General features: G+C 43.6%; 14 protein-coding genes. 5 read left to right on the plus strand and 9 right to left on the minus strand.

What is annotated here, in order from left to right; all coding sequences use genetic code 11:
* Positions 1 to 145: 145 nt before the first annotated feature.
* Complete coding sequence (locus D0T87_RS13980; RefSeq protein ID WP_163175754.1) at positions 146 to 4,165, minus strand: hybrid sensor histidine kinase/response regulator transcription factor; 4,020 nt, start codon at positions 4,163 to 4,165, stop codon at positions 146 to 148.
* 367 nt (positions 4,166 to 4,532) lie between these two features.
* Here D0T87_RS13980 and D0T87_RS13985 point away from each other — a divergent pair, with 367 nt between their 5' ends.
* From D0T87_RS13985 to D0T87_RS13995, 3 genes are read left to right on the plus strand one after another with little or no spacing between them, the layout of a single operon-like run.
* On the plus strand, positions 4,533 to 7,772 hold the full coding sequence (locus D0T87_RS13985) for a TonB-dependent receptor (protein WP_163175755.1): 3,240 nt from the start codon (positions 4,533 to 4,535) through the stop codon (positions 7,770 to 7,772).
* A gap of 12 nt (positions 7,773 to 7,784) precedes the next feature.
* Positions 7,785 to 9,767, plus strand: a complete 1,983-nt coding sequence (locus D0T87_RS13990; RefSeq protein WP_163175756.1) for a RagB/SusD family nutrient uptake outer membrane protein — start codon at positions 7,785 to 7,787, stop codon at positions 9,765 to 9,767.
* A 12-nt stretch (positions 9,768 to 9,779) separates the two neighbouring features.
* A complete protein-coding gene (locus D0T87_RS13995) occupies positions 9,780 to 10,997 on the plus strand; it encodes a glycoside hydrolase family 88 protein (protein WP_163175757.1) in 1,218 nt (405 codons plus the stop codon).
* Between the two features lie 637 nt (positions 10,998 to 11,634).
* Here D0T87_RS13995 and D0T87_RS14000 read toward each other — a convergent pair.
* The 7 genes from D0T87_RS14000 to D0T87_RS14030 all read right to left on the minus strand — a co-directional run bounded on the left by D0T87_RS14000 (position 11,635) and on the right by D0T87_RS14030 (position 21,735).
* Positions 11,635 to 14,511: a triple tyrosine motif-containing protein gene (locus D0T87_RS14000; protein WP_163175758.1), complete on the minus strand. Its 2,877-nt coding sequence runs from the start codon at positions 14,509 to 14,511 to the stop codon at positions 11,635 to 11,637.
* Positions 14,512 to 14,746: 235 nt separating this feature from the next.
* Positions 14,747 to 15,988 (minus strand): ABC transporter permease, encoded by a 1,242-nt coding sequence (locus tag D0T87_RS14005; RefSeq protein ID WP_163175759.1) that lies wholly within the window; start codon positions 15,986 to 15,988, stop codon positions 14,747 to 14,749.
* Positions 15,988 to 17,172 (minus strand): ABC transporter permease, encoded by a 1,185-nt coding sequence (locus tag D0T87_RS14010; protein ID WP_163175760.1) that lies wholly within the window; start codon positions 17,170 to 17,172, stop codon positions 15,988 to 15,990. The genes D0T87_RS14005 and D0T87_RS14010 overlap by 1 nt, the downstream gene beginning before the upstream one ends.
* Before the next feature lie 92 nt (positions 17,173 to 17,264).
* Positions 17,265 to 18,263, minus strand: coding sequence for an HlyD family secretion protein (locus tag D0T87_RS14015; protein WP_163175761.1), 999 nt, complete (start codon positions 18,261 to 18,263; stop codon positions 17,265 to 17,267).
* Positions 18,264 to 18,484: 221 nt separating this feature from the next.
* A complete protein-coding gene (locus D0T87_RS14020) occupies positions 18,485 to 19,951 on the minus strand; it encodes a TolC family protein (protein ID WP_163175762.1) in 1,467 nt (488 codons plus the stop codon).
* Between the two features lie 301 nt (positions 19,952 to 20,252).
* Positions 20,253 to 20,729: a transposase gene (locus D0T87_RS14025; protein WP_163175763.1), complete on the minus strand. Its 477-nt coding sequence runs from the start codon at positions 20,727 to 20,729 to the stop codon at positions 20,253 to 20,255.
* Between the two features lie 130 nt (positions 20,730 to 20,859).
* Positions 20,860 to 21,735 (minus strand): hypothetical protein, encoded by an 876-nt coding sequence (locus D0T87_RS14030; RefSeq protein ID WP_163175764.1) that lies wholly within the window; start codon positions 21,733 to 21,735, stop codon positions 20,860 to 20,862.
* Between the two features lie 312 nt (positions 21,736 to 22,047).
* Here D0T87_RS14030 and mdh point away from each other — a divergent pair, with 312 nt between their 5' ends.
* Positions 22,048 to 22,989 carry a malate dehydrogenase gene (gene mdh, locus D0T87_RS14035; RefSeq protein WP_163175765.1) on the plus strand — a complete coding sequence of 314 codons (942 nt, stop codon included), beginning with the start codon at positions 22,048 to 22,050 and terminating at the stop codon, positions 22,987 to 22,989.
* 361 nt (positions 22,990 to 23,350) lie between these two features.
* On the opposite strand, the gene D0T87_RS14040 is transcribed toward mdh, so the two are convergent.
* Positions 23,351 to 24,331 (minus strand): ROK family protein, encoded by a 981-nt coding sequence (locus D0T87_RS14040; protein WP_163175766.1) that lies wholly within the window; start codon positions 24,329 to 24,331, stop codon positions 23,351 to 23,353.
* Positions 24,332 to 24,509: 178 nt separating this feature from the next.
* Between D0T87_RS14040 and D0T87_RS14045 the strand changes: the two genes are divergently transcribed.
* The gene (locus D0T87_RS14045) at positions 24,510 to 25,226 is read left to right on the plus strand and encodes an ABC transporter ATP-binding protein (RefSeq protein ID WP_163175767.1); all 717 of its coding nucleotides are present in this window, start codon (positions 24,510 to 24,512) and stop codon (positions 25,224 to 25,226) included.
* Positions 25,227 to 25,359: the final 133 nt, after the last annotated feature.

Genomic DNA, 25,359 nt, shown 5'->3' on the forward strand with positions numbered 1-25,359 from the left:
CCTTCATTTGCTTATCACTAAGTACATGCGAAAAATAGTATATTGAAAATCATGAGAAAAATTAAGCTAAGAGCAAAAATATGCATTATTACCCTGGGCAACCGAATAAAATCAATGCAAAAACAAGCACTTTTGCAGCAAAGCATCATTCTTCCTTCTCCAGATTACTTCTGGTCAGATTTTGATTCTGTTTCTCGAACTCTTTGGGCGTCATTCCAAACTGTTTGAGGAAAAGTTTGGCAAAGTAGGAAGCCGAATTGAAACCTACCATGAAACAAATATCACCTATCAGATACTTCCCTTCCTGTATCAACTCTGCCGCCTTCTTCAAACGGATGAGGCGGATGAAATCCACCGGATAAAGATTAAACAAGATCTTTATTTTCCGTAACAAACTGGAGCGGCTCATACAGAGAATATCCGCCATGCGTTCAACATTAAAGTTCTCGTCGGCAATGTTCTCATCTATAATCGTGATTACCTTATTCATAAACTCCTCGTCGGCCTTGTTGAGCTGCATGTTCGTCACTGGGAAGAAAGGACGTTTGGAGAAAGCCTCACGCTCTTTCCGACGGTTGTTTAGCAAGGAGAGCACCTGGTTTTTGAGGAAGTTGAGCGAGAAAGGTTTCTCTACGTACGCCTCGGCGCCAATCTTCAAGCCATTGATTTTGCTTTCCAGATCGTTCTTTGCCGTAAGGAATATCACGGGAATGTGACTCAGGTCGATGTCCGATTTGATTTCGCGGCACAGTTCCCAACCGTTCATTACGGGCATCATAATGTCGCTCACCACCAGGTCGATATGGCTGTTGTGGAGAATTTCAAGCGCATCCTTGCCGTTGCGGGCACACTCTACCGTGAATGATTCGCGCAGGCCATCCAGCATAAAATCGAGCATTGTTTCCTCATCTTCCACCACTAGCAGCGTGTAGCAAATGTTGTCGGCATCGTAGGACGAAGGCTCCTCGTCGAGCGGTAAATTCTGTCCAACCATGATTTCGTTGTGCTGCTGTATCCTTTCCTTATTCAGCGGAATGGTCAGCACGAATGTGTTTTCCGGCTGGGTGGTGTCCAGGCAGAGACTACCTTTGTGCATCTCGGCCAACGAGCGCGCCAGGGGCAATCCCATGCCTACGCCGAAACTTATGGCATCTTTCTTGGCCATTTGGTAGAACGGCTGGAAGATGTGCTCGCTTTTTTCCAATGGAATCTTTTCACCATCGCTCACCACGCGTATGGTGAACGTGCTATCGTCTACGATGAATTCCACCATGATCTTCTTTAGCGTATATTTGAGCGCATTGTTCAACAGGTTGCTCAGAATGCGGGTTATAGCCTCCTTGTCTATCGATGCCCTGACTTCCATCTCCGGGATATGAAGGAACAATTCCTTTTTCTTCTGCAGGATGGTTGGTTCGAAGCGGGCTATTGTTTCGTTCAATAGCGTAACCACGTTTACGTTCTCGAAGTGTATTTTGAATTGCTGCGAATCAATCTTCTGGAAATCCAGCAATTGTCCGGTGAGTTCCAGCAACCGCTTGGTGTTTTGTGCAATTACCCCCAGGTTCTTGTTCACCTTTGCATCTTCGAGACCCATCTCCTGGATGGTTTCCAACGGGCCGTTAATCAGCGTCAACGGCGTGCGTACCTCATGGGCAATGGTGGCGAAGAAACTCACTTTCGATTCGTACAATTCCTTTTCTTTCTCAATCTCGAACAGCTTCTGATGCTCCCGCATTTGTTTTTCTTTGCGCTGCCTGTACCAGAAGAGCACATAGGAAATAAGTGATATTCCTATAATGGAGTAGACAATATATGCCCAGACAGACTTCCACCAAGGGGGAAGAATAACGATGGACAGGGAACGGCTGGCGAATTGTCCGTTGAACCCATCGTGTGTGGCCCGAACGCGGAAGATGTATTCGCCGGGCGGTAGTTTGGCGTATGAAATGTTCTGGCTGCTTGCCGCCCGTACCCAATCATTATCCACCGGGTCCATGCGGTAGTAGTATTGGTTGGCCTCCGCGGTAGAATAGTTCAGTAGCGCCACATCGAAACTGATGTTCGACATGTCGTAGTCGAGCACGATCTTATCCGTGTGTGTAATGCTCTTTTTGAGTGGCGACTGTGGGGTGTGCGTGGTTATTTCCTTATTATATATAGAGAATTTCGATATGTATACCGGGGGGAGATCCTGCATCATATCGGCTGTATAAGGATCAAAAGAGATCAGTCCGTCAATACCACCGAAGTAGAACTTCCCGTCGCTTGCCTTCAGGGCCGACTTATAATTAAACTGATTGCCCAGCAGTCCGTCTTTCGTCGTAAATATCCGTACGTTTCCGTTATCGGGGTTGAACTTAACCAGCCCCCTGTTCGTTCCGAACCAGAGGTTGTGCTGGTCATCTTCCAGAATCTTGTATGCTACATCGTCCGGCAACCCCTCGCGGATGGAGTAGGACGTAAAGTTATCCTCTTCGGGGTTGTAGCGGCAAATCCCCCCACGGTCGGTAGAGAACCAAAGCGTTCCCCGGCTATTCTGAAAAATAGAACTCACGGAGTTGGACGCCAGGCAATTATCCTTTCCTTTCTCGTAAATATACTTGTGAAAAGTCTGCGCCGCAGGGTCGTGCTTCCACAATCCGCTACCCATGGTAGCGAACCACATGATACCGTCCTTGTCTTCCATGATGTCGAATATCCAGTCGTACCCCGTATCGCTAATCAGGCTGAACGACAGACTTCCCGGGGGAGCCATGTACAACCCCCATCCGTTTCCGATCCATGTTTGTTTCTTACTGTCGACATAGAACGCATAGATGCTATTCTCGGCCAGATTCAAATCCTTTGCGGTATAATGCCTGAATGATTTCTGTGAAAGTTCGAAAACATCCATCCCCTGTTTGAATAACCCGCAATAAACCTGGTTATTATAATAACTCATGTTCAGCGTAATCTGATGACTCACGTTGCGCCCCTTTCCGTAGTTCGGCCTGCTGACCTGTCCGTTCTTCGGATTAAGTATGTTCACCCCATTGTTCTCGGTGCCTATCCATATGTTTCCGTCGGCATCTTCTACAAGTTCGCGTATGCGCTTGGTGCTCAGGGAATTTTCATTGCTATCGGGTACATACTTATCGAAAAGCAATTGGCGGTTAGGGCGATAGTTTACCCCGCCGAACAATGTTCCTATCCATACACCCTCCGAACGGTCGCCATAGATGGTATAGATGAAATTGTCCGAGAGGCTGAAAGGGCGAACCATATCTTCTTTAAGATGCACAACGCTTTCTCTCTCTTCGTTAATCACAAACAGTCCGTTGAATGTTCCCAGCCAGATCTCGTTGTTGATGTACTCCACATTGTGGAAAAAGATATTTCTGGTACTGGCCGGCAACGGTATATCCATCAATTCGTTTGTATTTGGATTATACCGGATGAGCTCGCCTTCATGTATGGTAAAGAGTAGATTGTCGTCCTGTGCGCAGATTCCGTTTATGGCTTTCCCGATCAGCGACCTTCCGTTCCTGTCGGTTTGGTATTGATCAAAGCTATCCTTCTTGCGGTTATAGCGAAAGAGGCCGATTCCCGACGTGCCTATCCACACATCTCCCCGTTCGTTGACACAAATGGAATTGGGGCTTTCGGTCTTGAACTTTTCTTTGTCCGTAATGGGGTAGAAGTGCATCTGCTCGTCCTTGATCCGGAACGCGCCCTGATCGGGAACCAGTACCCAGATGTTGTTTATCGAATCTTTCAGTATCTTTCCCACCCAATTGCCTATACCCACCCCTTCGGGCGATTCTTTGGAAAACTTGGTGAAGATGTCATCGGCCGGGTTGTAGATGTAAATCCCCCGGTCTGTTCCTACCCAGATATGGTGATTCTCGTCTTCATACAATGCGGCGATATTGTTGTTGCCTTCGCCCAATACGGCATCTTCACAATTAATCTGTATAATGGATGTGCCGTCGTACCGGTTCAGTCCGTTTTTGGTGCCGAACCACATGAAGCCATAACTATCCTGTAGAATGGCTTTGACATTACTTTGTGACAGTCCGTTCTCGCCGTTAATGTGCGTAAAGTAGTAACTGGCGGCTTCGCGCGCATACAGACAGACTGGGAATAAAAGGAAAACAAGGAGGATAGGTGTTATTTTTCGCATAATATTAGATAATTGGCTACACAAAGATGACACTTAGAGTCGTGATATCCAAAAAATGTAGGATAAAGACTTTCAAAAAGGATACTTGATTTAAGGTCTTGTTACAACACACAAAATTAAAGATTGCTCTGTTTCAACTTTAATAAACGTGTGGCAGAAAATGAAAATTATGCAGCAAATAATACTTAATTGCCTGATCGTCAGGTGCGGTTTCTGGAAATGAGAAAAGAATGATGTATATGCTCCGGCGGGTTGCTGTACTTTTGATGGTACGGATCATGCGGTTTGCGTTTCATTCTCCCATACTTTAGTTCAACAGTTCTTTTGGGCTGTGTAATATTAACAGTTAAACTTTTATTTAATTATTATGAAAGGAAAACGACCTCTAAGGCAAAAGCCTTTGCATTTCCCAATGCAGTTTTTTCTATTGTGCTTTTTACTTTTCATGTGCGGCGGCCATCTGATTGCGCAGAACATAGAAGTAAGAGGTAATGTCATTGATGCTTTAACGAATGAACCTTTAACCGGGGTTACAGTTGTTGAGAAAGGAACAACCAACGGAACCATCACCGATTTTGATGGTAACTTCCTGTTAAAAGTCCCCCAGGGTGCTACTTTGCAGGTGTCGTATATTGGTTATATCTCAATAGAGACAAAAGCTACTCCTAATTTGCGCATTAGCCTGAAAGAAGATTCCCAAACACTTGACGAAGTAGTAGTAGTCGGTTTCGGTGTACAAAAGAAAGTAAACCTTACCGGTGCCGTAGCTACGGCTAATGCCAAAGACCTGGAAGCACGCCCCGTGTCCAATGCCGTACAAGCGTTGCAGGGACTTATTCCCGGATTGAATATTTCTAACCAGGGACACGGTGGTGAGTTGAACAATACAAAATCAATCAGCATTCGTGGTATTGGTACCGTGGGTACTGATGCGAGTAACAATCCATATTCAAAGAGCGACCCGTTGGTACTGATAGACGGGATGGAAGGCGATATCAATACCATCAATCCGCAGGATATTGAAAATATATCTGTATTGAAAGATGCGGCGGCTTCTTCTATTTACGGATCGCGCGCACCTTTTGGGGTAATTCTTATCACTACGAAAGCGGGTAAAGAAGGACGCCCTGTGATCAATTACAATAATAGTTTCCGTTTCAACAAGCCGATCAAGTTACCTCGGATGATGAACTCCTGGGAGTATGTGAACTTCTATGATGATGCGAAGTTTAATCAAAACAACACACATTATTATACGGAAGAATATAAGCAAAAGGTAAAAGATTACTACGATGGAAAACTGGAACCCTGGGATGTGGCCGAGGCGCAAGGAGACGGTAAATGGAATTATGACTATACCTGGGGCAATGTTGACTGGATCAGAGAGTATTTCAGAAACAGTTCTTTCTCGCAGGAACACAATGCAAGTATCAGCGGGGGAACGGGTAAATATACCTATTACCTGTCTGGTAACTACATGGGACAAGATGGTTTTATGAGATATGGAACCGATGATTACGCCCGTTATAACCTGACGGCAAAGGTTTCTGCACATATTACGGATTATGTGAAAATCGACTATTCTTCCCGTTATGTCCGCACGGATTATGAACGCCCGGCTGTACTATGGAATGATTTCTATAATAATGTATTGCGTCGTTGTCGTCCGGTTCGTCCGATCTATGACCCGAATGGATATTACATGTCTGATATCAACTATATTGACGCTTTGCAGAATGGCGGACGCCACCGGGAGCAAAACGATGGATTATCTCAACAGATACGTATTACCATTACTCCGTTGAAGAACTGGAACATTATCGGAGAGTTTAACATGAAAACCGATAATAACTGGACGCATTATGACCATAAGCCCGTTTATTCGCACTACGCTAATGATCCGGAGAAAGCTTATATTGCCACGATGACGGGTCCCAGTCAGAGCAAAGTATCCGAAGAAGTATATAAAGGAACCTTCCTGAATCCAAACGTGTATACCAATTATAATATAAACTTCGGTAAACACGGACTGGCTGCCACTGCCGGTATGCAGATAGAACAACAGAAATTCAGAAAAGCAAACGCTAATCGCGCGGATATGATCTCTGAAGACTTGCCTGTATTAGACTTGACCACGAGTGGTTCTATTTATGAAATCGGTGGAGTTTATCAGGAATGGGCCAACGCCGGTTTCTTCGGACGTGTAAACTATGACTATGATGGTCGTTACCTGGTGGAAGGTAATCTTCGTTATGATGGTTCTTCCCGTTATCGCAGAGAAGACCGTTGGATACTCACTCCTTCTTTCTCTTTGGGATGGAACATTGCCCGCGAGAAGTTCTTTGAATCCTTAACGCCTTATGTTTCGACATTAAAGTTGAGAGGTTCTTATGGTGTATTGGCCAATCAAAATACGTTCAGCCTGTATCCTACGTATAGAGTGCTGCAAGTGGGAGCTTCTAACGCCAATTGGGTAATTAATGGTGCAAAGCCAAATACAGCGCAGGCTCCCAAACTGGTTACTTCTACCTTAACCTGGGAAAAAGTGAAAACCACCAATATCGGTTTGGATGTTGTGGCTATGGATGGTCGTCTGACCGGTTCTTTCGATTATTTCAATCGTAAAACCGAAGACATGATGGGACCGGGTGTAGATTTACCTGTAGTATTAGGAACCGATGTGCCCAGAACAAATAATACTGACTTGAAGACATACGGATGGGAACTTCAATTGGGTTGGAGAGATAAGATCGGCGATTTCTCTTATGGCGTACGCTTCAATCTTTCGGATGCCCAAACCAAGATCTTGCGTTATGGCAACCCAACGAAAGATTTGGGAACGTATATTGAAGGACAAAAAGTGGGTGACATCTATGGTTATACCACCATTGGTATTGCTAAGACCGAACAGGAAATGAACGACCATCTGGCCAGTCTTCCTAACGGTGGACAAAATGCACTGGGAAACCAATGGAGTGCCGGTGATATTATGTATGCAGATATAAATAATGATGGTAAGATCAATAACGGAAGTAACACACTCAACGATATGGGCGATATGAAAAAGATCGGTAATGATACTCCCCGTTTCCTCACCGGACTTAACCTGGATGCTTCATGGAAAGGTATTGACGTGCAGATGTTCTGGCAAGGTGTACTGAAACGTGATTTTTGGCCGGGAGATCGGAATATGACATTCTGGGGTGTAACGGACGGTGAATGGTGGTCTACTTCTCTGAAAGCACACATGGACCACTATCGTCCTGAGGGCCATCCGCTGGGAGCGAATATTGATTCGTACTATCCTCGCCCTGTATTTAATACAAAGAACAATAAAGTGCAGACCAAATATTTGCAGGATGCTTCTTATATCCGCTTGAAGAACGTGCAGATAGGATATACTTTCCCGAAAAGAATAGCAAATAAGTTGATGCTACAGAATCTTCGTATTTATGTATCCGGTGAAAACCTTCTTACCATTACCGATTTGAGCGACACAATGGACCCGGAAACAGCAGGCGTTGGCGGTCAGGCAAACGATCAGGCCAATGGTACGGTATATCCGTTGTCTAAAACCTATTCATTCGGATTGAGTGTAAACTTTTAAATCAATACAATAATGAAACAGAATACATATTTATCTATTTTAAAGGGGGTTGCATTAAGCCTTTCCTTTACATTTCTGGCAAGTTGTAATGACTTTCTGGATATCACCCCGCCATCTACCGTTTCTCCGGAAATGTATTTGGTTGAGGAATCTCAACTGGCAGCGTATACGATCAGGTATTACCAGGAAAACTTTCCGCGACTGAACGATCAGTATGGAGGAGATGTGGTCACAGATAATGCTACCACGAAAGCCGTAAATAACCGCTATGTACCGGGAGAGTGGAAAACACCCGAGAAAGACGGCGATTGGGACTTTAAACGCATTTACGAAATGAACTACTACCTGGAAACCGTAGTGCCCCGGCTGGAAGCAAACGAGATTAAAGGTGATCCGGTTAAGATTAAGCACTATGTTGGCGAAGGTTATTACTTGCGCGCATATCAGTATTTCTTTCGTTTAAAGAAACTGGGCGACTTCCCTATCATAACAAGAACATTCTCTGATGATGAGGTTGAGGCTTTGGTTGAAACTTCTCAGAGACAACCCCGCAATGAAGTGGCGCGTTTCATTTTGAGCGATTTGGATAAAGCCATCGCATTATTAACCAATAATCCCGATGGTGGAAAAGCGCGAATCACACTAAATGCCGCTTTGGTACTGAAAGCGCGTGTTGCTCTTTTCGAAGCAACCTGGTTGAAATATCATGCCGGAACTCCGCTTGTGCCTAATGGCCCTAACTGGCCGGGAAAGGACAAAGCGTATAATGCAAATTATCAGTTCCCCAGCGGGTCTTTACAGGGAGAAATTAATTTCTTCCTTGATGAAGCGATGAAAGCTTCGGAAATTGTGGCCGATGCTATTCAACTGGAAACAAACAGTAAAGTGATTCAGGAGAGCCTGGGAGATCCCGCCAATGATTATTATAATATGTTTGCCACTCAGGACCCACAGAAATATGCAGAGGTTATATTCTTCCGTCCGTACAGCACGGCTCTGAATTTGGGAACAGACTATAATCACCACATTTATCATGGTTATGCACGCGGCTATACACGCCAGATGGAACAAGTATTCCTGATGCAGAATGGTCTGCCCGTGTATGCTAATGGTAGCGGATATGCCGGTGATGATTTTATTGGCGATACGAAGGTGGATCGCGACTGGCGCTGGCGTCTTTTTATGAAGGCTCCGGGCGAGGTGAAGGCTTTTATCAATACATCGACTATTGAGCGATTCAGTGACGCCCCTATGGTGTATTCCAATGACGTTAAATACTCTACTTCAACCGGTTATCTTATAGGAAAGGCTTATTCGCACGACTATAATAACCAGATCCTGAATAAAGACGAAACGGCTTCCATCATGGTGCGTGCCGTAGAAGCATACCTGACTTATCTGGAAGCGTATTATGAAAAGAATGGCCGCGTAGATGGCAAAGCCGGTTTGTATTGGAAAGCTATTCGGGCAAGAGCCGGAGTGGATACCGATTACAGTAAAACTATAGCCGCTACGGATATGGCAAAAGAATCGGCAAACGACTGGGGAGCGTACTCGCATGGGCAGTTGATTGATGCAACGCTGTATAATATTCGTCGCGAACGCCGTTGCGAATTTATTGGCGAGGGTTTCCGTTACGATGATGTAATCCGTTGGAGAGCTATGGATCAGTTGAACGGTTATCAACTTGAAGGCTGTAAACTATTTGGTCCGATGTTGGCTAATTATGACCAATCTAAACTGGTTTACGATAAGAGCGATAAAGAAAACACGGTTTCTTCGCCAACGAAGAGTATCTACGTCCGCCCCTTCCAGGTGGCATCCAATAGTTTGCTGTATGATGGTATCAAGTTTATTGAACCCCATTACCTGACTCCTATCGCCGAGAAACATTTCCTCATTACCTCTCAGAATGGCGATAATCCGGAGACTTCTCCGATTTACCAAAATCCGGGATGGTCGATTAAAGCGAACGAGGCACCGAAATTGCCATAATATCGTTAGTGTATGAAATTAAAGAATATAGTATTAGTTTGTTTTCTCCTTGCAGGCATTAGCGCCTGCAAGGCCTCAGAAGAAGGTTTGGTGAAGGATAACTTCAGTTTTGCCACAAAGCAGTTGGAGTATGCACTGAAATGTTCGGACGCTGTTCTGACTCAGAAGCCGACCGAAAAGAATGGACGTGCAAAGGTTATTCCACGGACCATCGAAAAAGATGGTTCGCTGCGTGTGGTGTCCTCTCATGATTGGTGCTCCGGGTTTTTCCCGGGCACCCTTTGGATGATGTACCAGTATACGGGTGATGAAAACTGGAAAGATGCTGCCGCAAGATACACCTGGTCTATAGAAGGTGCTAAGTTTCATCGGGGGACGCATGACCTGGGCTTTATGATCTTCTTACCTTACGGAAAAGCCTATCAGCTAACCGGCGAGGAACGCTATAAAGATGTGGCTTTACAGGCGGCAAAAACATTGAGCACCCGCTTTAATCCTACCATAGGTTGTATCCGCTCGTGGGATTGGAACAGGCAGAAGTGGCAGTATCCGGTTATCATTGACAACCTGATGAACCTGGAACTCTTGTTTTGGGCTACAGAAATGACAGGCGACTCTACGTATTATAATATGGCGGTGAGCCATGCGGATAAAACTTTGAAGAATCATTTCCGGCCGGATTATTCTTCCTATCATGTGATTAATTATGATACCATCACAGGGGGAGTAATTTCAAAAGAAACGTTGCAGGGTTATAGTGATGAATCGGTCTGGTCCAGGGGGCAGGCGTGGGCTTTGTATGGTTACACCATGTCCTACCGCTTTACGCACAAGCAAGAATATTTGAATTGCGCCAAAGCCGTGGCCGATTTAATGTTGAATTATCCCGGACTGCCGGAAGACCTGATTCCGTATTGGGACATGAGCGATCCGGGCATCCCAAATGTTTCGCGCGATGCATCGGCAGCTTGTATCATGGCCTCCGGTTTGTATGAGTTGTCGGAAGTATTGCCTATTGATGGGGCAAAGTACAGGCAGAAAGCGGATCAGATATTGGAAAACCTCTCAAAAGGTTATCGCGCCCAGGTTGGTACGCACCAAGGATTTCTTTTGCTTCATTCTACGGGCAACCGTCCGGCAAATGATGAGGTAGATGCACCGATTTCGTATGCCGATTATTATTATTTAGAGGCATTGCTGCGGAAAGCTACGCTGGATAAAGCGAAATAACGTGAATTCTTATATCGGACTCGCGTTAAATAGCTTTCTGTCAGAATGACAATTTGATATCCTACTATGCCCTGAATTGTAAATTCGGGACTTATGGCCGGGGGGAGAGAATAAACGGCAAAAGAATCGTGTTAGAGGGAAAGCGAAAAGATGCGTATTTGTGAAGTTCTTAATCAAAAGCATGCAATGTGGTTGTAAGTTCAAGCAAAATGAAGTAGAATATGTAGTTTGTGTGGAAAATATGTATTCTATTTCTTTCGTTCGAAATTATTCAACCAGAGAATGAAAACCTATAAAATGAAACACGCTGGACACTTGAGCCACGCGCTGTCTACACTTGAGCCGCGCGCTGTTGATACTTGAGCGCTTGACTGTCTACACTTGAGCGCTTGACTGTCGATACTTGAGCCGCGTGCTATCGACAGTACGCGGCTCAAGTGTAGACAGTCGAGCGCTACTATACTCTCAAATGTCAGTAATACGCTACAAAAACATGCCTAACATCTGTTTTTAACATCTCATTGAGGGGTTTTAAAATATTGGCATGTAATTGATATGGTGTAAATATAATCTTTTTGATTGCTATTTAGTTAAATTCGAATCTTTTTGATTATTCTCGAAACGCGTTCTTTATGTCCTATTCCTTACCCGCCGTTATCTTCTGAAGAAACTCATATAAATTATCCTTCTCTCCCAGATTCAACTTCTTCCGTAGCCGGTACCGGGTAATTTCAACCCCTCGTGTTGATAAATTCAACAATGGTGCAATCTCTTTCGATATCATATTCATACGAATATACACACATAGCATTTTCTCTTTCTTATTCAATCCGGGAAATTGTGATTCCAGGATACTGATAAAACCATGATGCAGCGCATCAAAGTTTGTCTGAAAGCTGTCCATATCGCTATCATGCCCCAGATTGACATCTATTTTATTAATCAGTCGCAGATTCTTCCGGCGCAGACTTGGCAGGTCGGCATCATTAATTGCATTTCCCATATGGATCACCTCTTTCTTAATCTCTCTGAGGATCTCATTCTTCCGCGTCAGATTCAGGGTTGAGTTAACCAGTTCTGCCGTTTTGTGCCTTAGTTCCGCTTTCAGGTTCTCTTCTTGCAGTGAGTCTATCTTCTTGTCTTTAATCTCATTTTCCTGTTTGAACTCCAACTCTTTTTGTAGAATCTCCTGCTCCTTCTGTAGAATCAGCAATTTCCGATTCTCCTGTATACGCTGCCATATGGAGTATATCAACAAGATGAACAATGTTCCATACAAGATATACGCCCATATGCTTCGATACCAGGGCGCTTTAATCCTGAAAGTGAACGAAGCAATGGCCGGTGTTAATGAGCTGTTTGTTATTGCCCTCACCTCAAAGGTGTATTGCCCTTCCCTCAGATGCGTGAAATCTTTCATGGTTTGCTTACTATACTCACTCCATTCTTCCTTCTCATTGCCCAGCAGCCTCCATGAATAAATGGCATTTTGCAAGGGATCGAATATACTTGTGCTATATTCCATCCTCAATGAATTGTGCGAATAAGGCAATACAATCTCTTCCTCCTGTGTAGTGAAACTCTTACCATAAATAAGCGAATCCTGATAAGTCGTATTATACACCTTCCTGATTTGCAGATTCACCGGCCGGTGGGCTACATCTTTTTGCTCCGCATTGATCAGCGAAAACCCATCTTCGGTACCAACCAGAATTTCGTCTTCATGATAGAAATAAATATCTTCAAAGTCTTCGATTAATGAGTTGCTGAGGTATGACTCATATTTATTCTTTTCATAAACTTTTTCTTTCGGATTATATCTTACCAGCTTCAATGTGCCATTGGCAACATACCAGATGTTTCTTTTTTCATCTTGCTTTATATACGTATAATGCGTCTTTCCATCCAGCAAATCTTCCAGTTCTTTATATACTTCCAGCGAGTCGGTAAGCTGATTATACCGGTATAAACCATTAACAGATGTCAGTACAATGCTATTATCTATGCGTGATATGCAAATGTTTCCTTGTATCGGGAACTTTTCGCTATTATAGTTCTTGATGTTCTCTACATTCTTCAGATCATCAGAAATATGTAGCCTACATACTCCATATTCGCTATTCGCTATCCATATGCTGTTTCCCATATCCTCTGCCAGCATCGTTTTGCATGATTGCGAAAAACCAGCTATCCGATGTGCGAATCTCCATGTTCCATTTTCTTTCCGGACAACATAAAGGCCGGAGTATGTGCCCCCAATCAATACGTCTTCTTTGTTGTTGAATGATAATAGATTCCATGTGGGGAGTGTGTTTTTGATCTTTTCCGCTTTCCCGCCGTTAAGGACAAATAACCCATTATCGGAATTGCAGAATGCATCGCCTTGAATATGCCGTACCGACCATACCTGTCCTTCCGTTCCCGGTAGGAGGCGGATATCCAATTCCTTTTCTTTCGTTAGCCTTTCGGCCTCTGCATGGTATAGTCCTTGGTTTGTTCCCAGGTATAAATTTCCTTCTTTTACACAAGCGCTATAGCCCGATCCAATCATCTTGCTTTTACATATGGATAGAATGGGCGAGTTGAGATGAATACAATCGATGCCGTTATCCAGACCAGCCCATAGATTATCATCTTTATCGAAATATAATTTTAATGCGGTTTTGTTTTGTAGTCCGTTGTCTATCGTAATATGTTCAATCTCGTCGCTATCCAGATGGATGAGTAGTATGCCGTTTTGCACGGAACCCAATGCCAGGTATTCGTTATTCATGGCTGCACAAAAAATCTGATTGCTTTCGATGAAACGGCTGGCTGTACCTTGGTAGGGTGTGATTTGTCCATCATTGAAGAAATAAAGCCCGTTGCGGCTACTTATCAGCAAGAGCCCATGGCGCGTTGGGAGGATATCGACAATTTTTAAGTCTCCTAAATGCGATGTGCCGGATATTGGGGTTAATTTATCATCATTGAGTTCCATTAATCCCTGGTTGGTGAATACATATAATGTATTGCCAATGGTGGTTGACGATACAATCCTGTAGTCTGTTCCTATGGTGGATAGCTTTTTGTCTTTCCAGTGGAATATAGCGTTATTGGAAGTAAAGTATACGCTGTTGTCGTCTGTTATATCAATATTCCATATCACACCAATCTTGATATCTTTCGGGAGCATATCGGATAGACTGAAATAGATCAGTTCTCCTTTGTTGTTGGATACATAATACCCGAATTGTTCTAATCCGCCGGCGTATATGTAGTTGTCCTTTCCGGTTTTAACAGCCCTCATCTTGGTATACTTGAATGAGTAACAATTCCAGTATACACCATCGAATTCGAGCAAACCCTTTCTATTGGCAATATACATCCACCCGTTAGGATGTTGCGTAATTTGCCAGTTCTGGTTACCCGCACCATATTCTTGTTTGCTGTAATTACTAATGGTGTATTGCCAACTGGCAGATACGGGCACGGCAAATGCGGTGAAGAATAATAAAATGAACAGGTTTTTCATATGGCATTAGTATAGATTAAGTCGGAACACTTCACGTGCAGAACAAAGTTAAGTATATCTTTGAAATAGAATGCTTGTATTGACAATTTCTTTTAAGAATAGAAGTGTATGGCTTTGAATGTTTTATTCCGCTGATTATCAATGTTGTGTTTTTGTGTTGAGTATATTTTGATGTAGTTAAATACTGCTTTTGTTGAATTTTTGATGTGCTGTAGGGGCGGTTCGCGAACCGCCCCTACGCTAATCGTTTTTCCTTAAGCTCTCTATGCCTTTCGATAATATGCTTCCGGCTTGTAAGTATCTGCCAGCGGTATACCAGGCAGGTTGTGATAAAGTAAATACCCGCTTGTATCCACAATGCTTTATACTCAGGAACAATTTCATTTAACGTGGCTCCCATATTATTAATCCGTACAAATCCGTTAATCCCGAATGTGGATGGGAATATGTAAGAGAAATACTCCCAGAATTTAGGAATTGCAGCTCCGGGCCAGGATATACCCGAGATAAATAATAGCGGAACAGATGTAAATACAAAGATCAACATACACGTTTCACGATTCCGAATAAAAATAGAAACCGTCATTGCAAAGAATATAGATGCAATGAGATAGGGGAGGATAAATAAAATCAAGTCTTCCGGCAGTCCGATTTGATTGAGTTTAAACAAATTGGGGACCACACATAAAATATATACGGATACCACGGCATAAATCATGAAGTAACTCAATCCTTTGCCCAGTACAATACGCAGTGTACCATGATAATGACGGTTGATGGGTACCAGATCTTTGAACTTATTCTTTTCGCGTGCGGTTCCTGCCGATAACCCGATTCCCAGCAATAGTGTTTGCTGGATAATCAATACAAGAACAGCCGGGATAAGGAAAGCTGCAAATCCGTTTGTGGGGTTAAACATAGCCACATCCTCATACTTGATGGGATAGGCGGTGATCTCATTTTCCCGGTCGGTACTATTCCCGGCAACAGTCATCTTGATATCCTGGTTCATATCCAGGGAGACGGCTGTATTCGCCATCAACAGACTTTTGTAGTAAAGCAAGCCACTCATATCGCAATACAAACCAATCTGCGATTGCTTACCTCTGACAATGTTACTGCTAAAATCGGAAGGGATATAGATGAGCCCATAGGCATCTCTTTCTTTCATTACCAGTTTGGCTTCTTCCATATCCGAGCAATAAGCTATGATTTTAACATCCGGTGTAGCATCTACCTTTCGTAGATACTCCCGGCTCAGAGACGTACGGGAGTCATCAACCACCACTGCGGGTACATCTCTGACTACTTCATTGGTATAAATAAAAGCGTAGACCAACGGATAAGCCAATGGTACCAATATAAAGAATATCAATACGCCCTGATCCCGGAATACGGCACGGAATTCCCGTTTCCAGATATAGAACATATCGAGAATTCCTTCTTTAATTGTTTCTTTAAATGTATGTGTTGCCATCAGGGTATGTATTTATAGTAAATCAGTGCTTCTTTCAGACGGTTTACAACCAGGAAGGGAAGCATCATAAATAAGAGTAGGGCTACATAGTTCACCCATGAGTATGCCATACTGTATCCGTTAAGTGCCTGATCTACGTAGATCAGGAAATAATGTCGCAATGGGAATAGATTACTCAATGCCTGCAACACCGGGTGCATGGCCATAACCGGAAAGGTAAATCCGGAGATGGAGAATGAAACGACTCCCCAAAGTGAAGCAAAGCTTAGTCCCAGGCGCAGGGTGGGCAGGACTCCAATCATGAAAATGCCACAACATTGCGATGCCAGTATCATAAGTAATGTGGCAAATAGCATGGGCAGGATGCCACTGTTTATCGGGAAATGCAGATATCCATATAGGTATATATTGTAGAAAACACCCATAATGAAAAAGACAATGGTATGCGGTAACAACTTACCGGCCAATGAAATGTAGATTGAATTATTTCCCATGCGCAGCCATTCGCGTGCTGTACGGTCTTTGATTTCTACCCCGATGGAGTATACGGTTACCATAAATATCAGTAACATCAGTACACCGGGAATCAAGGTATTGCACAGGTAAACCGAGTAGTTCAACCACGGATTATTCAATGGGTGTGTATCTATAACAATGGGTTGCAGGAAGGCCATGGCCTGGTCTTCTGTAGCTCCTTTAGCATATAGAACACTGCGTGCAGCGGCTCCGGATGCTAGTTCGGACATCATTTTCATGTCCTTGAATAGTAGGGAACCTGCAATCAGGTATGAATTGTTTGTATAAAATGATAAGGTGGGCTGTTGCTGATTCTGCGCATCGGCAGATAGTCCTTTAGGGATATAGAAGAAACCATAGATATCTCCGCGTTGAATGGCGGAGCGCGCTTCATCTATAGTGCCATACCGGGTTATAACAGATGTTTGTCCGAAAGCGTCGAGATTGCGGGCCAGGTTGCGCGAAGTAGAAGTGTCGTCTAAATCGACTACGGCTATGGGGAGGTTCGTTGGCAGACCTGATCCCATGAGGGTAGTAAAGAAGATATAGCAGAACAGGGGGGCTATGACCATACAGAACAGATATAGAGGGCGTGCTACCATACGTCGGCATTCACGCTTCATAATCTGTCCTAGACTAAATAGCTTATTTTTGTTGTTTTTGGTCATATCTTGCTGTAGGGGCGGTTCGCGAACCGCCCGATAATGGTTTTATATATTTTCTGTGTATTGGGCGGTTCGCGAACCGCCCCTACAAGCTTTTACTTCTTTATAATCACCGACATTCCCGGGCGCAACCCTTCTACCTTTTCCTGTGGCAATCCTCTGACCTCAAACGTTTTCAGGTCGAACTGCCCGGTGGTTTTCGTGGCTTTCCATGCTGCATAGGTGCCCAAGTCTTTTAAATAATAAACTTTCAGTTTAATGTTCCTATTATCCATTGCGGGAATGAATGCTTCGAACTCTGCACCCATAGTCAGGTCTTTGAGTAAATCTTCGCGTACGTTGAAGGTTACCCACATATCATCCAGTATGGAGATGTTCATGATAGGTGCTCCGGTGCCTACAAGTTCGCCCATTTTGGGGAATATCTCGGAAACTTCACCTGCTGCCTGTGCTATCAGGTAGGTTTCTTTGATGTAGGATTCCACTTCGGCAACGGCTCCTTTGGCACGTTCTACCATAGCAGCGGCGGCCATTTTATCTTCACGTTCGGCACCATTCTTTGCCATTTGGTATTGAGATTTGGCAGCCTTCTCTGTAGCTATGGCAGCATCGCGTTGTGCTTTGGCTTCATCATGCTTCTGGGCCGACATTACCCCTTGCTCATACAGGTTTTTCACCCGTTTGTATGATTTCTCGGCAATATCTACTCCGGCTATGGCTTTCTGCCACATTTCGTAAGCTCCCTGGATCTCTTCCGAGCGAGCGCCTTTGATAGCTTTTTCGTTTTGGGCCTGTGCAGCGGCTTCGGCTGCCTGGGCCTGTTCCATTTTGGCTACAACATCGGGTGCTTCCAGTATGGCTAACGTATCTCCTGCGTTCACCTTCTGTCCCTCTTTAACCCGAAGCTCCAGAATGCGTCCCGGAACTTTACTTGATACCCTATACTCGGTAACTTCTGCTTGTCCCTGAATCATCTCAGGTCCTTTTCTGAGCATGAAGAACCCAACGATTGCTACCAATGCAATAACCCCTAGCAAGGTTAAGAATGCAAGTAACATATTGCTGTTTTGCGATAGTTTTGGTTTATTGTTCATATTCTATTATTTTGCTGTAGGGGCGGTTCGTGAACCGCCCGGTGATGGTTTTGTATGCGTTACTGTATATTGAGGGTGTGTTATAAGCATATTTCGTTACGTCATTGCGAGGGTTTACCCGAAGCAATCCAGCTCACAAAGTGTATAACCTGGATTGCTTCACTACGTTCGCAATGACGAAGTGTATTCAACCCATTTATGACACACCGCCCCTACGGAAGTCAGTTTGGACTGCTTTTCAAAGTCCCAAGTGATTTCTGTAGGTAAATCTCTGTTAGTTTCACGTCAATTTGTGCATCAATCTTATCAGATTGTGCCGATACCCAAGCCGTCTGAGCTTCCAGGAGGTTAAGGGCAGGAATAACTCCTTCCTCAAATCCCAGTGTGGCATAACGCAGGTTTTCATTGGCTTTCTCCATATTCTTTTGTGCCATATTTAGTTTCTTTGTGGCTTCGTTTACTTTGAATACAGATTGATTTACCTGAAGTTCTATTTTCTCTTTGGCATCATTCAGCTGATATTCTGCTATCCGGGCCTCGGCTTTGGCGGCTTTTACCTTATACATGCCTTCTCCCCAGTTCCAGATGGGTATTTGTACGGCAACGCCTACATTCCACATGCCACGGAATTTGTTCTCGAAGCCGTTGAATACGCTGGGATTGGACACGATGTAGTTTCCCATCAGGGCTACCGTCGGCAGGTGTTCTGCACGGGTCACGTTTACCTTTTGTTTGTATATCTGGGTGCCTAACTCCAGACTGCGTATTTCGGGGCGTGTACTGTATACGGCATCCATATCAAAAGCGGTATTGTTTTTCATAACCGGGATGTCTTCAATTGATTCATCCAGCAAGGTAATAGGAGTGGTCAAATCGAGTCCACATAGTTGACACAACAACATTTTTGATAGACTTAAGCCATCTTCTACTTTGGTTAATGTCATTTCGGCTTCGTTCACTTTAACGCGTACGGATAGACCATCGGCTTTGGTGGCTACCCCTTCGTTGATCATCTTCTCCATGTCGCTATCCATTTTGCGTAGCAACTTGAGATAGCTTTCTGCCAGTTTCTTCTTATTTGCGAGTGACACGACTTGCCAGTAGGCTTGGTCTGTACTAAGGATAACTTCCTGTAATCCAGTTTGATGTTGCTGGTGGGCAAGTTCTTCTGTGTACTTTGTAATTTTATTGTAGGCGCGGATTTTTCCTCCCATATAAAGAGGTTGGGTGAGGGTGAGGGCGCCTGCATATACATTGCGTGTATCTGTGCGGAAAGCATCTACAACAGAGTTTCCGATGCCGTTGAGCGGGTCAACCACTGTATTTCCCAGGGATGAGACTAGTGGTTGAAGGTCGGGGAACTGGGTGCCTATGGCTTGTGCAAATTCTTGTATGCTTCCGTTAACTGTGGTTCCTACATGATTTAATGCTCCTTTTTGGTCATTATTTAATAGGGAGAACTCTTTCTGATTGCGCATGTATGCTCCTGTAGCCGAGAGGCTTGGCAGGTAGTTCGTAAAAGCTGCTTTTCTTTCATAATGTGCGGAATTGATGCGCTCATTACTTATCATCAGGTCTTTGTTGTTGGCAATGGCCAATGCGCGACAGCTATCCAGGCTCAGGAATTCCTGAGATTTCACCGAGAATACAATGCATGATAAAAGGGCTAGAATAAACAGTCTTCTCATTATATTAACAATCTATATTTATGATACTCTGCATTTAGAACAACAAGGTTTAACGCTTTGTTCACCTGGTTTTAACATTTCCACTTTTAGTTCAAGAGGATTATAATTGCATAGACAACTATGCAAATATATTGGATTTACAAATAGAATGCAAGAATGATTGAAGTTTTTTGTAATGAGGTGTTGTGTGATTCTATGATATACTGTAGGGGCGGTTCGCGAACCGCCCGATAATGGTTTTGTATGTACTTTCTGTGTATTGTATGTGTTTTCTGTGTATTGGGCGGTTCGCGAACCGCCCCTACGGGTGTAATGAGTCTTCTATCCAACGTTCAGGGTTGGTTCTGATATAATTTATGATGGAATCATAAGAACGTGAATCTCTAATGATGTGCTCATAATAATTCCTTTGCCAAAGCTGGATGTTATTTTGAGTGATTATTTGATTAAACTTTTTGGTAGATACAGTTTTGAATGCTCCAATTATTCCTCCGAGATTTTTGGTGGCAGTATCTTTAAGTTCAATAATAGCATGGAGATGATTGGGCATAATAGTCCATTCGTGTATCGTCATAAATGTATATTGTTGTTGTAACCATCCCCAGGTTTCTATTATTAATTTTCCTGTTTTATTTAAAATGATGGTGTTTTCTTTTATCTCTCCAAAGAGGCATTCTTTATTGATTGTACATAATGTGATGAAATAGCACCCCTCTTTAGAATAATCATATTCTTTTAATCTAATGGAACGGCGATGGTGGATTTGAGGGTCGTACATTTAGTTTGGTTGTGTTTGTATTAACCGTAGGGGCGGTTCGCGAACCGCCCGATAATGGTTTTGTATGTATTGTATGTGTTTCCTGTGTATTGGGCGGTTCGCGAACCGCCCCTACGATATATTCCAAGGGTTATTCCAAGGTGAGTCCTTGTGAGCCGATGAGTGTTCCGTCTGCGAAGATATCTACGCGATAGTTGCCTGCATATAGGAATTCTTCTACATGCCAGTAAACGGTGATGTTTTGTTCTTCGCCGTTGTATTCGATGTATTTCTTGATCGAATAGTTCAGGGTACGGTTTTCGTAAGTAAATGTATGCGATGCATCTTTGGTTAATACATCATTATCCGGCTTGGTGATACGTATATATAAGGTACGTTCGCCGGTGGTTGCGGTTATGTTTTTAACGATGGTGAATCCGATGTTGAACTTTACTACGTCCTTTACCTTTTTCACGGTTTTATCGCGTTTGTTCTTGGGCTGAACCCAAACGTTGGTAGCATCCAGTTGTGCGGCAAGTGTGACTTGTTTGTTCAGCTTTTCTTTTTCGTCGGAAAGGTTGCTGATCTGGCGGGATGCTGCGTTGTATTTCTGGGTAACATCAGCTATGACTTGTTTTTGTTCTGCCGTCAACCGGTTCAGCGAGTCAATCTGGTTGATGTAGCTCATCATGACCTTTCTCAGCGTGCCCAATTCGTTTTTCAGTCTTCTGATTTCGGCGGCGTTGCTACTTTTTACGGTGCGTAATTCTTCGAGGAGCCTTTGCGTTTTCAGTTGTTCCTGACCCAGTAGTTGTGCCAGCGAATCATTGGTGATGGTCATTTTCAACTCATCGTATTGTGTGGCAAAACGCGTATAGTCGTTTTCCAGTTCTTCTTTTTCCAATTCAAAAATCTGCACCAGTTCTTTGTTGTTCTGTTTTTCGGAGAACAACAGGTATGTGACAGCTAACATGGCTATTACCAATACGCCGACTGCAATGAGTAATCCCTTGTTTTTCTTATTCATAGTTTTTTATCCGGATAAGAGCCTGTAGGAACAGGGTCTAAGTTAAACCGCTGCAAAAATAATGTTTTAAATCTGTTTTACCTCATAGACGTATAGAGAATTATGGTTTCTTTACACCCAGGCCCTTAAAATAAGTTGTTAACCGTTTAACTAAATTTATTGCGGAAAAATTTCTTTAATTAGATTATCGTTGTAATTTTGCAGCTCCAAGTTTTGAGTTATGAGTTTTAAGTTCTGAGTAGAATGCGAAACTCAAGACTTATAACTCAAAACTCAAGATTCAAAACTTATTAACTCAAAAACTTAAATATTATGTCAAAAGTAACCGTAGTAGGCGCAGGTAATGTAGGTGCTACATGTGCAAATGTACTTGCTTTCAATGAAGTGGCAGACGAAGTAGTAATGCTGGACGTTAAAGAAGGCGTATCGGAAGGTAAAGCAATGGATATGATGCAGACTGCTCAGCTGTTGGGATTCGATACAACTTTGGTGGGTTGCACTAATGATTATGAAAAGACTGCAAATTCTGACGTGATCGTAATTACTTCGGGTATTCCTCGTAAACCGGGCATGACTCGCGAAGAATTGATCGGCGTAAATGCAGGTATTGTGAAGACTGTTGCCCAGAACGCATTGAAATATTCTCCTGATGCTATTATCGTGGTTATCTCTAACCCTATGGATACGATGACATACCTGGCGTTGAAAGCACTGGGCGTACCAAAGAACCGTATCATCGGTATGGGTGGTGCTTTGGATAGTTCACGTTTCAAATATTTCTTGTCGCAAGCTATTGGTTGCAACGCTAACGAAGTAGAAGGTATGGTGATTGGTGGTCATGGTGATACAACGATGATTCCATTGGCTCGTTTCGCTACATATAAAGGTTTACCTGTTTCTAACTGTCTTTCGGCAGAAAAGATTGAAGAAGTAGTTAAGTCTACCATGGTTGGTGGTGCTACACTGACTGGCCTTCTTGGAACTTCGGCTTGGTATGCACCGGGTGCAGCAGGAGCTTTTGTTGTTGAAGCTATCCTTCACAACCAAATGAAGATGGTTCCTTGCTCTGTATCATTGGAAGGTGAGTATGGCGAAAATGATATTTGCTGTGGTGTTCCTGTTATTTTGGGACGTAACGGTATCGAAAAGATCGTTGAACTTCCACTGAATGAAGAAGAAATGGCCAAATTCAAAGCCAGTGCTGCTGCAGTACGTAACACCAATGGCGATTTGAAACAAGTAGGTGCCCTTTAAACTAACCCTATATAAGTATTATGGCGGTGCTGTCTCTTTGTTGAGGCAGCACCGTTTGTTTTAAAACACCCGGGTGTTCCGGTTTAAAAGACCCGGGTGTTTCATACCAATACACCCGGGTGTATCTGTACGAAACACCCGGGTGTATTAAACTTTATGCAAGTACATTGTTGAAGAAATAGAGTAAGCTGAAAGAAAGAACTCCACTTCTTTTTAAGAAGAATGCACTTACGTGTGACTTGTGTACAAGTGTGTTAGATGAAAGAGATAAAGCAACATGCTTAACGTTTTGTTATTCAGGAGGTTGTCTGCCGGTGTGTGAGATGTGTCACTTTTTGGCGAAAAAATCCCTGTATAACGATTACTCTTTTATATCTTTCAGCTCCCAAGCCAATGCGCTTGCTCCAAGAACGGCAGCATCAGAGTCTTTAAGTTCGGATACCAATAATTTGGCTTTTCCTTTAAAGATATTCAGCACATTATCGTCGATGGCTTTCTGAATGGGGATCATAATATAATCGCCCGATTTAGCCAAACCGCCAAATAGAATAATTGCTTCGGGACTGGAGAAGGCAATAAAGTCGGCCAACGCCTCGCCCAATATTTCGCCGGTAAACTTGAAAATGCCTTTTGCAATTTCGTCTCCCTGTACGGCTGCATCATATACATCTTTCGAAGTAATGCTTTCCACAGGAATGTTGCGTAGCAAACTAGGTTCTGTACGGGCAGCCAGGAGTTCGCGTGCTGTACGCGCCACACCCGTTGCCGAGCAATACGTTTCCAGACAACCTTTACGTCCGCAACCGCAAAGGCGGCCATCGCGACGTACGATAACGTGTCCCAGTTCTCCGGCAAAGCCATCGTGTCCATACACCACCTGTCCGTTGATAACGATACCGCTACCTACACCGGTTCCCAGCGTGATCATGATAAACTCTTTCATACCACGGGCAGCACCATACGTCATTTCGCCTACGGCAGCAGCGTTAGCGTCGTTCGTCAGAGCGGCAGGAATGCCAAGCTTTTCTTCGAACATGGCAGCCAATGGAATAACGCCTTTCCACGGTAGGTTAGGAGCAAATTCAATGGTTCCGCTGTAAAAATTGCCGTTTGGAGCACCAACACCGATGCCTTTTATTTTTTCTACACCACCTTGCGCGATGATCAGGGGAAGCAGGTTTTTGCAGACATCGTCCACATAATCTTCTACGTTGTCGAACGTAGAAGTCTTTACGGCACCACTGGATACAATGTTACCGCGTGCATCTACAATACCAAAGACAGTGTTCGTTCCGCCTATATCAATCCCTACCACGTAAGGTTTCTCCATGTGTGAATTCATGATTCTAAATTTGTTTAAAGGGTTAGTTAATTATTTGTTCAGCTACAAATTACGTAAACCAAAGTGAGTCTGCAAAATCTTTTTTTAAAAAAAATGCACTCCGTTGCAACTTTTTGTATATTCGGTGCGTCTAATAGGACAGAATATTAAAAAATATATAATTAAACGGGCTTATACAGTGATACATTTAAAGGATATCAACAAGACCTACTACAACGGAGCGCCGCTACATGTGCTCAAAGGCATCGACCTCGACATCCATCGGGGAGAGTTTGTTTCCATCATGGGAAGTTCGGGGTCGGGCAAATCCACCTTACTTAATATACTGGGTATATTGGATAATTACGATACCGGAGAGTACTATCTGAACAACGTATTAATCAAGAATCTTAGCGAGACAAAGTCGGCCGAGTATCGGAATCGGATGATTGGGTTCATTTTCCAGTCGTTTAACCTGATTTCCTTTAAGAACGCGATGGAGAATGTGGCTCTGCCGTTATTCTATCAGGGCGTAAGCCGGAAGAAACGAAACATGCTGGCTATGGAATACCTCGATAAACTGGGACTGAAAGAATGGGCGCACCATCTGCCCAATGAAATGAGTGGCGGGCAGAAACAGCGTGTAGCCATAGCCCGTGCGCTGATTACCCAACCCCAAATCATCCTTGCCGATGAGCCGACCGGTGCATTGGACAGCAAAACCTCGCGCGAGGTGATGGACATCCTCAAACAACTCCATGCTTCCGGAATGACCATTGTCGTAGTAACCCACGAGAGCGGCGTTGCCAATCAGACGAACAAGATCATCCGCATCAGCGACGGAGTTATTGAACGGATAGAAGAAAACCACGATCAGTCTGCTTCTATCTTCGGGCGGGACGGATTGATGAAGTGATTTACCATTAGACGATTTACTATTTACGATTAAAGTAACTATAGTAACCCTAATCGTAAATCGTAAATCGCCTAATAGTAAATATAGATGTAATCCCAATCGTAAATCGTAAATTGTAAAATCGTAAATATAT

This window comes from Bacteroides sp. 51, from assembly GCF_010500965.1.
Lineage (GTDB): Bacteria > Bacteroidota > Bacteroidia > Bacteroidales > Bacteroidaceae > Bacteroides.

Excerpts from the sequence above, each read along its gene's own strand:
- D0T87_RS14000 (WP_163175758.1), bottom strand. The coding sequence starts at position 14,511 with ATGAAAAACCTGTTCATTTTATTATTCTTCACCGCATTTGCCGTGCCC.
- D0T87_RS14005 (WP_163175759.1), bottom strand. The coding sequence starts at position 15,988 with ATGGCAACACATACATTTAAAGAAACAATTAAAGAAGGAATTCTCGAT.
- D0T87_RS13995 (WP_163175757.1), top strand. The coding sequence starts at position 9,780 with ATGAAATTAAAGAATATAGTATTAGTTTGTTTTCTCCTTGCAGGCATT.
- mdh (WP_163175765.1), top strand. The coding sequence starts at position 22,048 with ATGTCAAAAGTAACCGTAGTAGGCGCAGGTAATGTAGGTGCTACATGT.
- D0T87_RS13985 (WP_163175755.1), top strand. The coding sequence starts at position 4,533 with ATGAAAGGAAAACGACCTCTAAGGCAAAAGCCTTTGCATTTCCCAATG.
- D0T87_RS14015 (WP_163175761.1), bottom strand. The coding sequence starts at position 18,263 with ATGAACAATAAACCAAAACTATCGCAAAACAGCAATATGTTACTTGCA.
- D0T87_RS13990 (WP_163175756.1), top strand. The coding sequence starts at position 7,785 with ATGAAACAGAATACATATTTATCTATTTTAAAGGGGGTTGCATTAAGC.
- D0T87_RS14010 (WP_163175760.1), bottom strand. The coding sequence starts at position 17,172 with ATGACCAAAAACAACAAAAATAAGCTATTTAGTCTAGGACAGATTATG.
- D0T87_RS14040 (WP_163175766.1), bottom strand. The coding sequence starts at position 24,331 with ATGAATTCACACATGGAGAAACCTTACGTGGTAGGGATTGATATAGGC.
- D0T87_RS14030 (WP_163175764.1), bottom strand. The coding sequence starts at position 21,735 with ATGAATAAGAAAAACAAGGGATTACTCATTGCAGTCGGCGTATTGGTA.
- D0T87_RS13980 (WP_163175754.1), bottom strand. The coding sequence starts at position 4,165 with ATGCGAAAAATAACACCTATCCTCCTTGTTTTCCTTTTATTCCCAGTC.
- D0T87_RS14020 (WP_163175762.1), bottom strand. The coding sequence starts at position 19,951 with ATGAGAAGACTGTTTATTCTAGCCCTTTTATCATGCATTGTATTCTCG.
- D0T87_RS14025 (WP_163175763.1), bottom strand. The coding sequence starts at position 20,729 with ATGTACGACCCTCAAATCCACCATCGCCGTTCCATTAGATTAAAAGAA.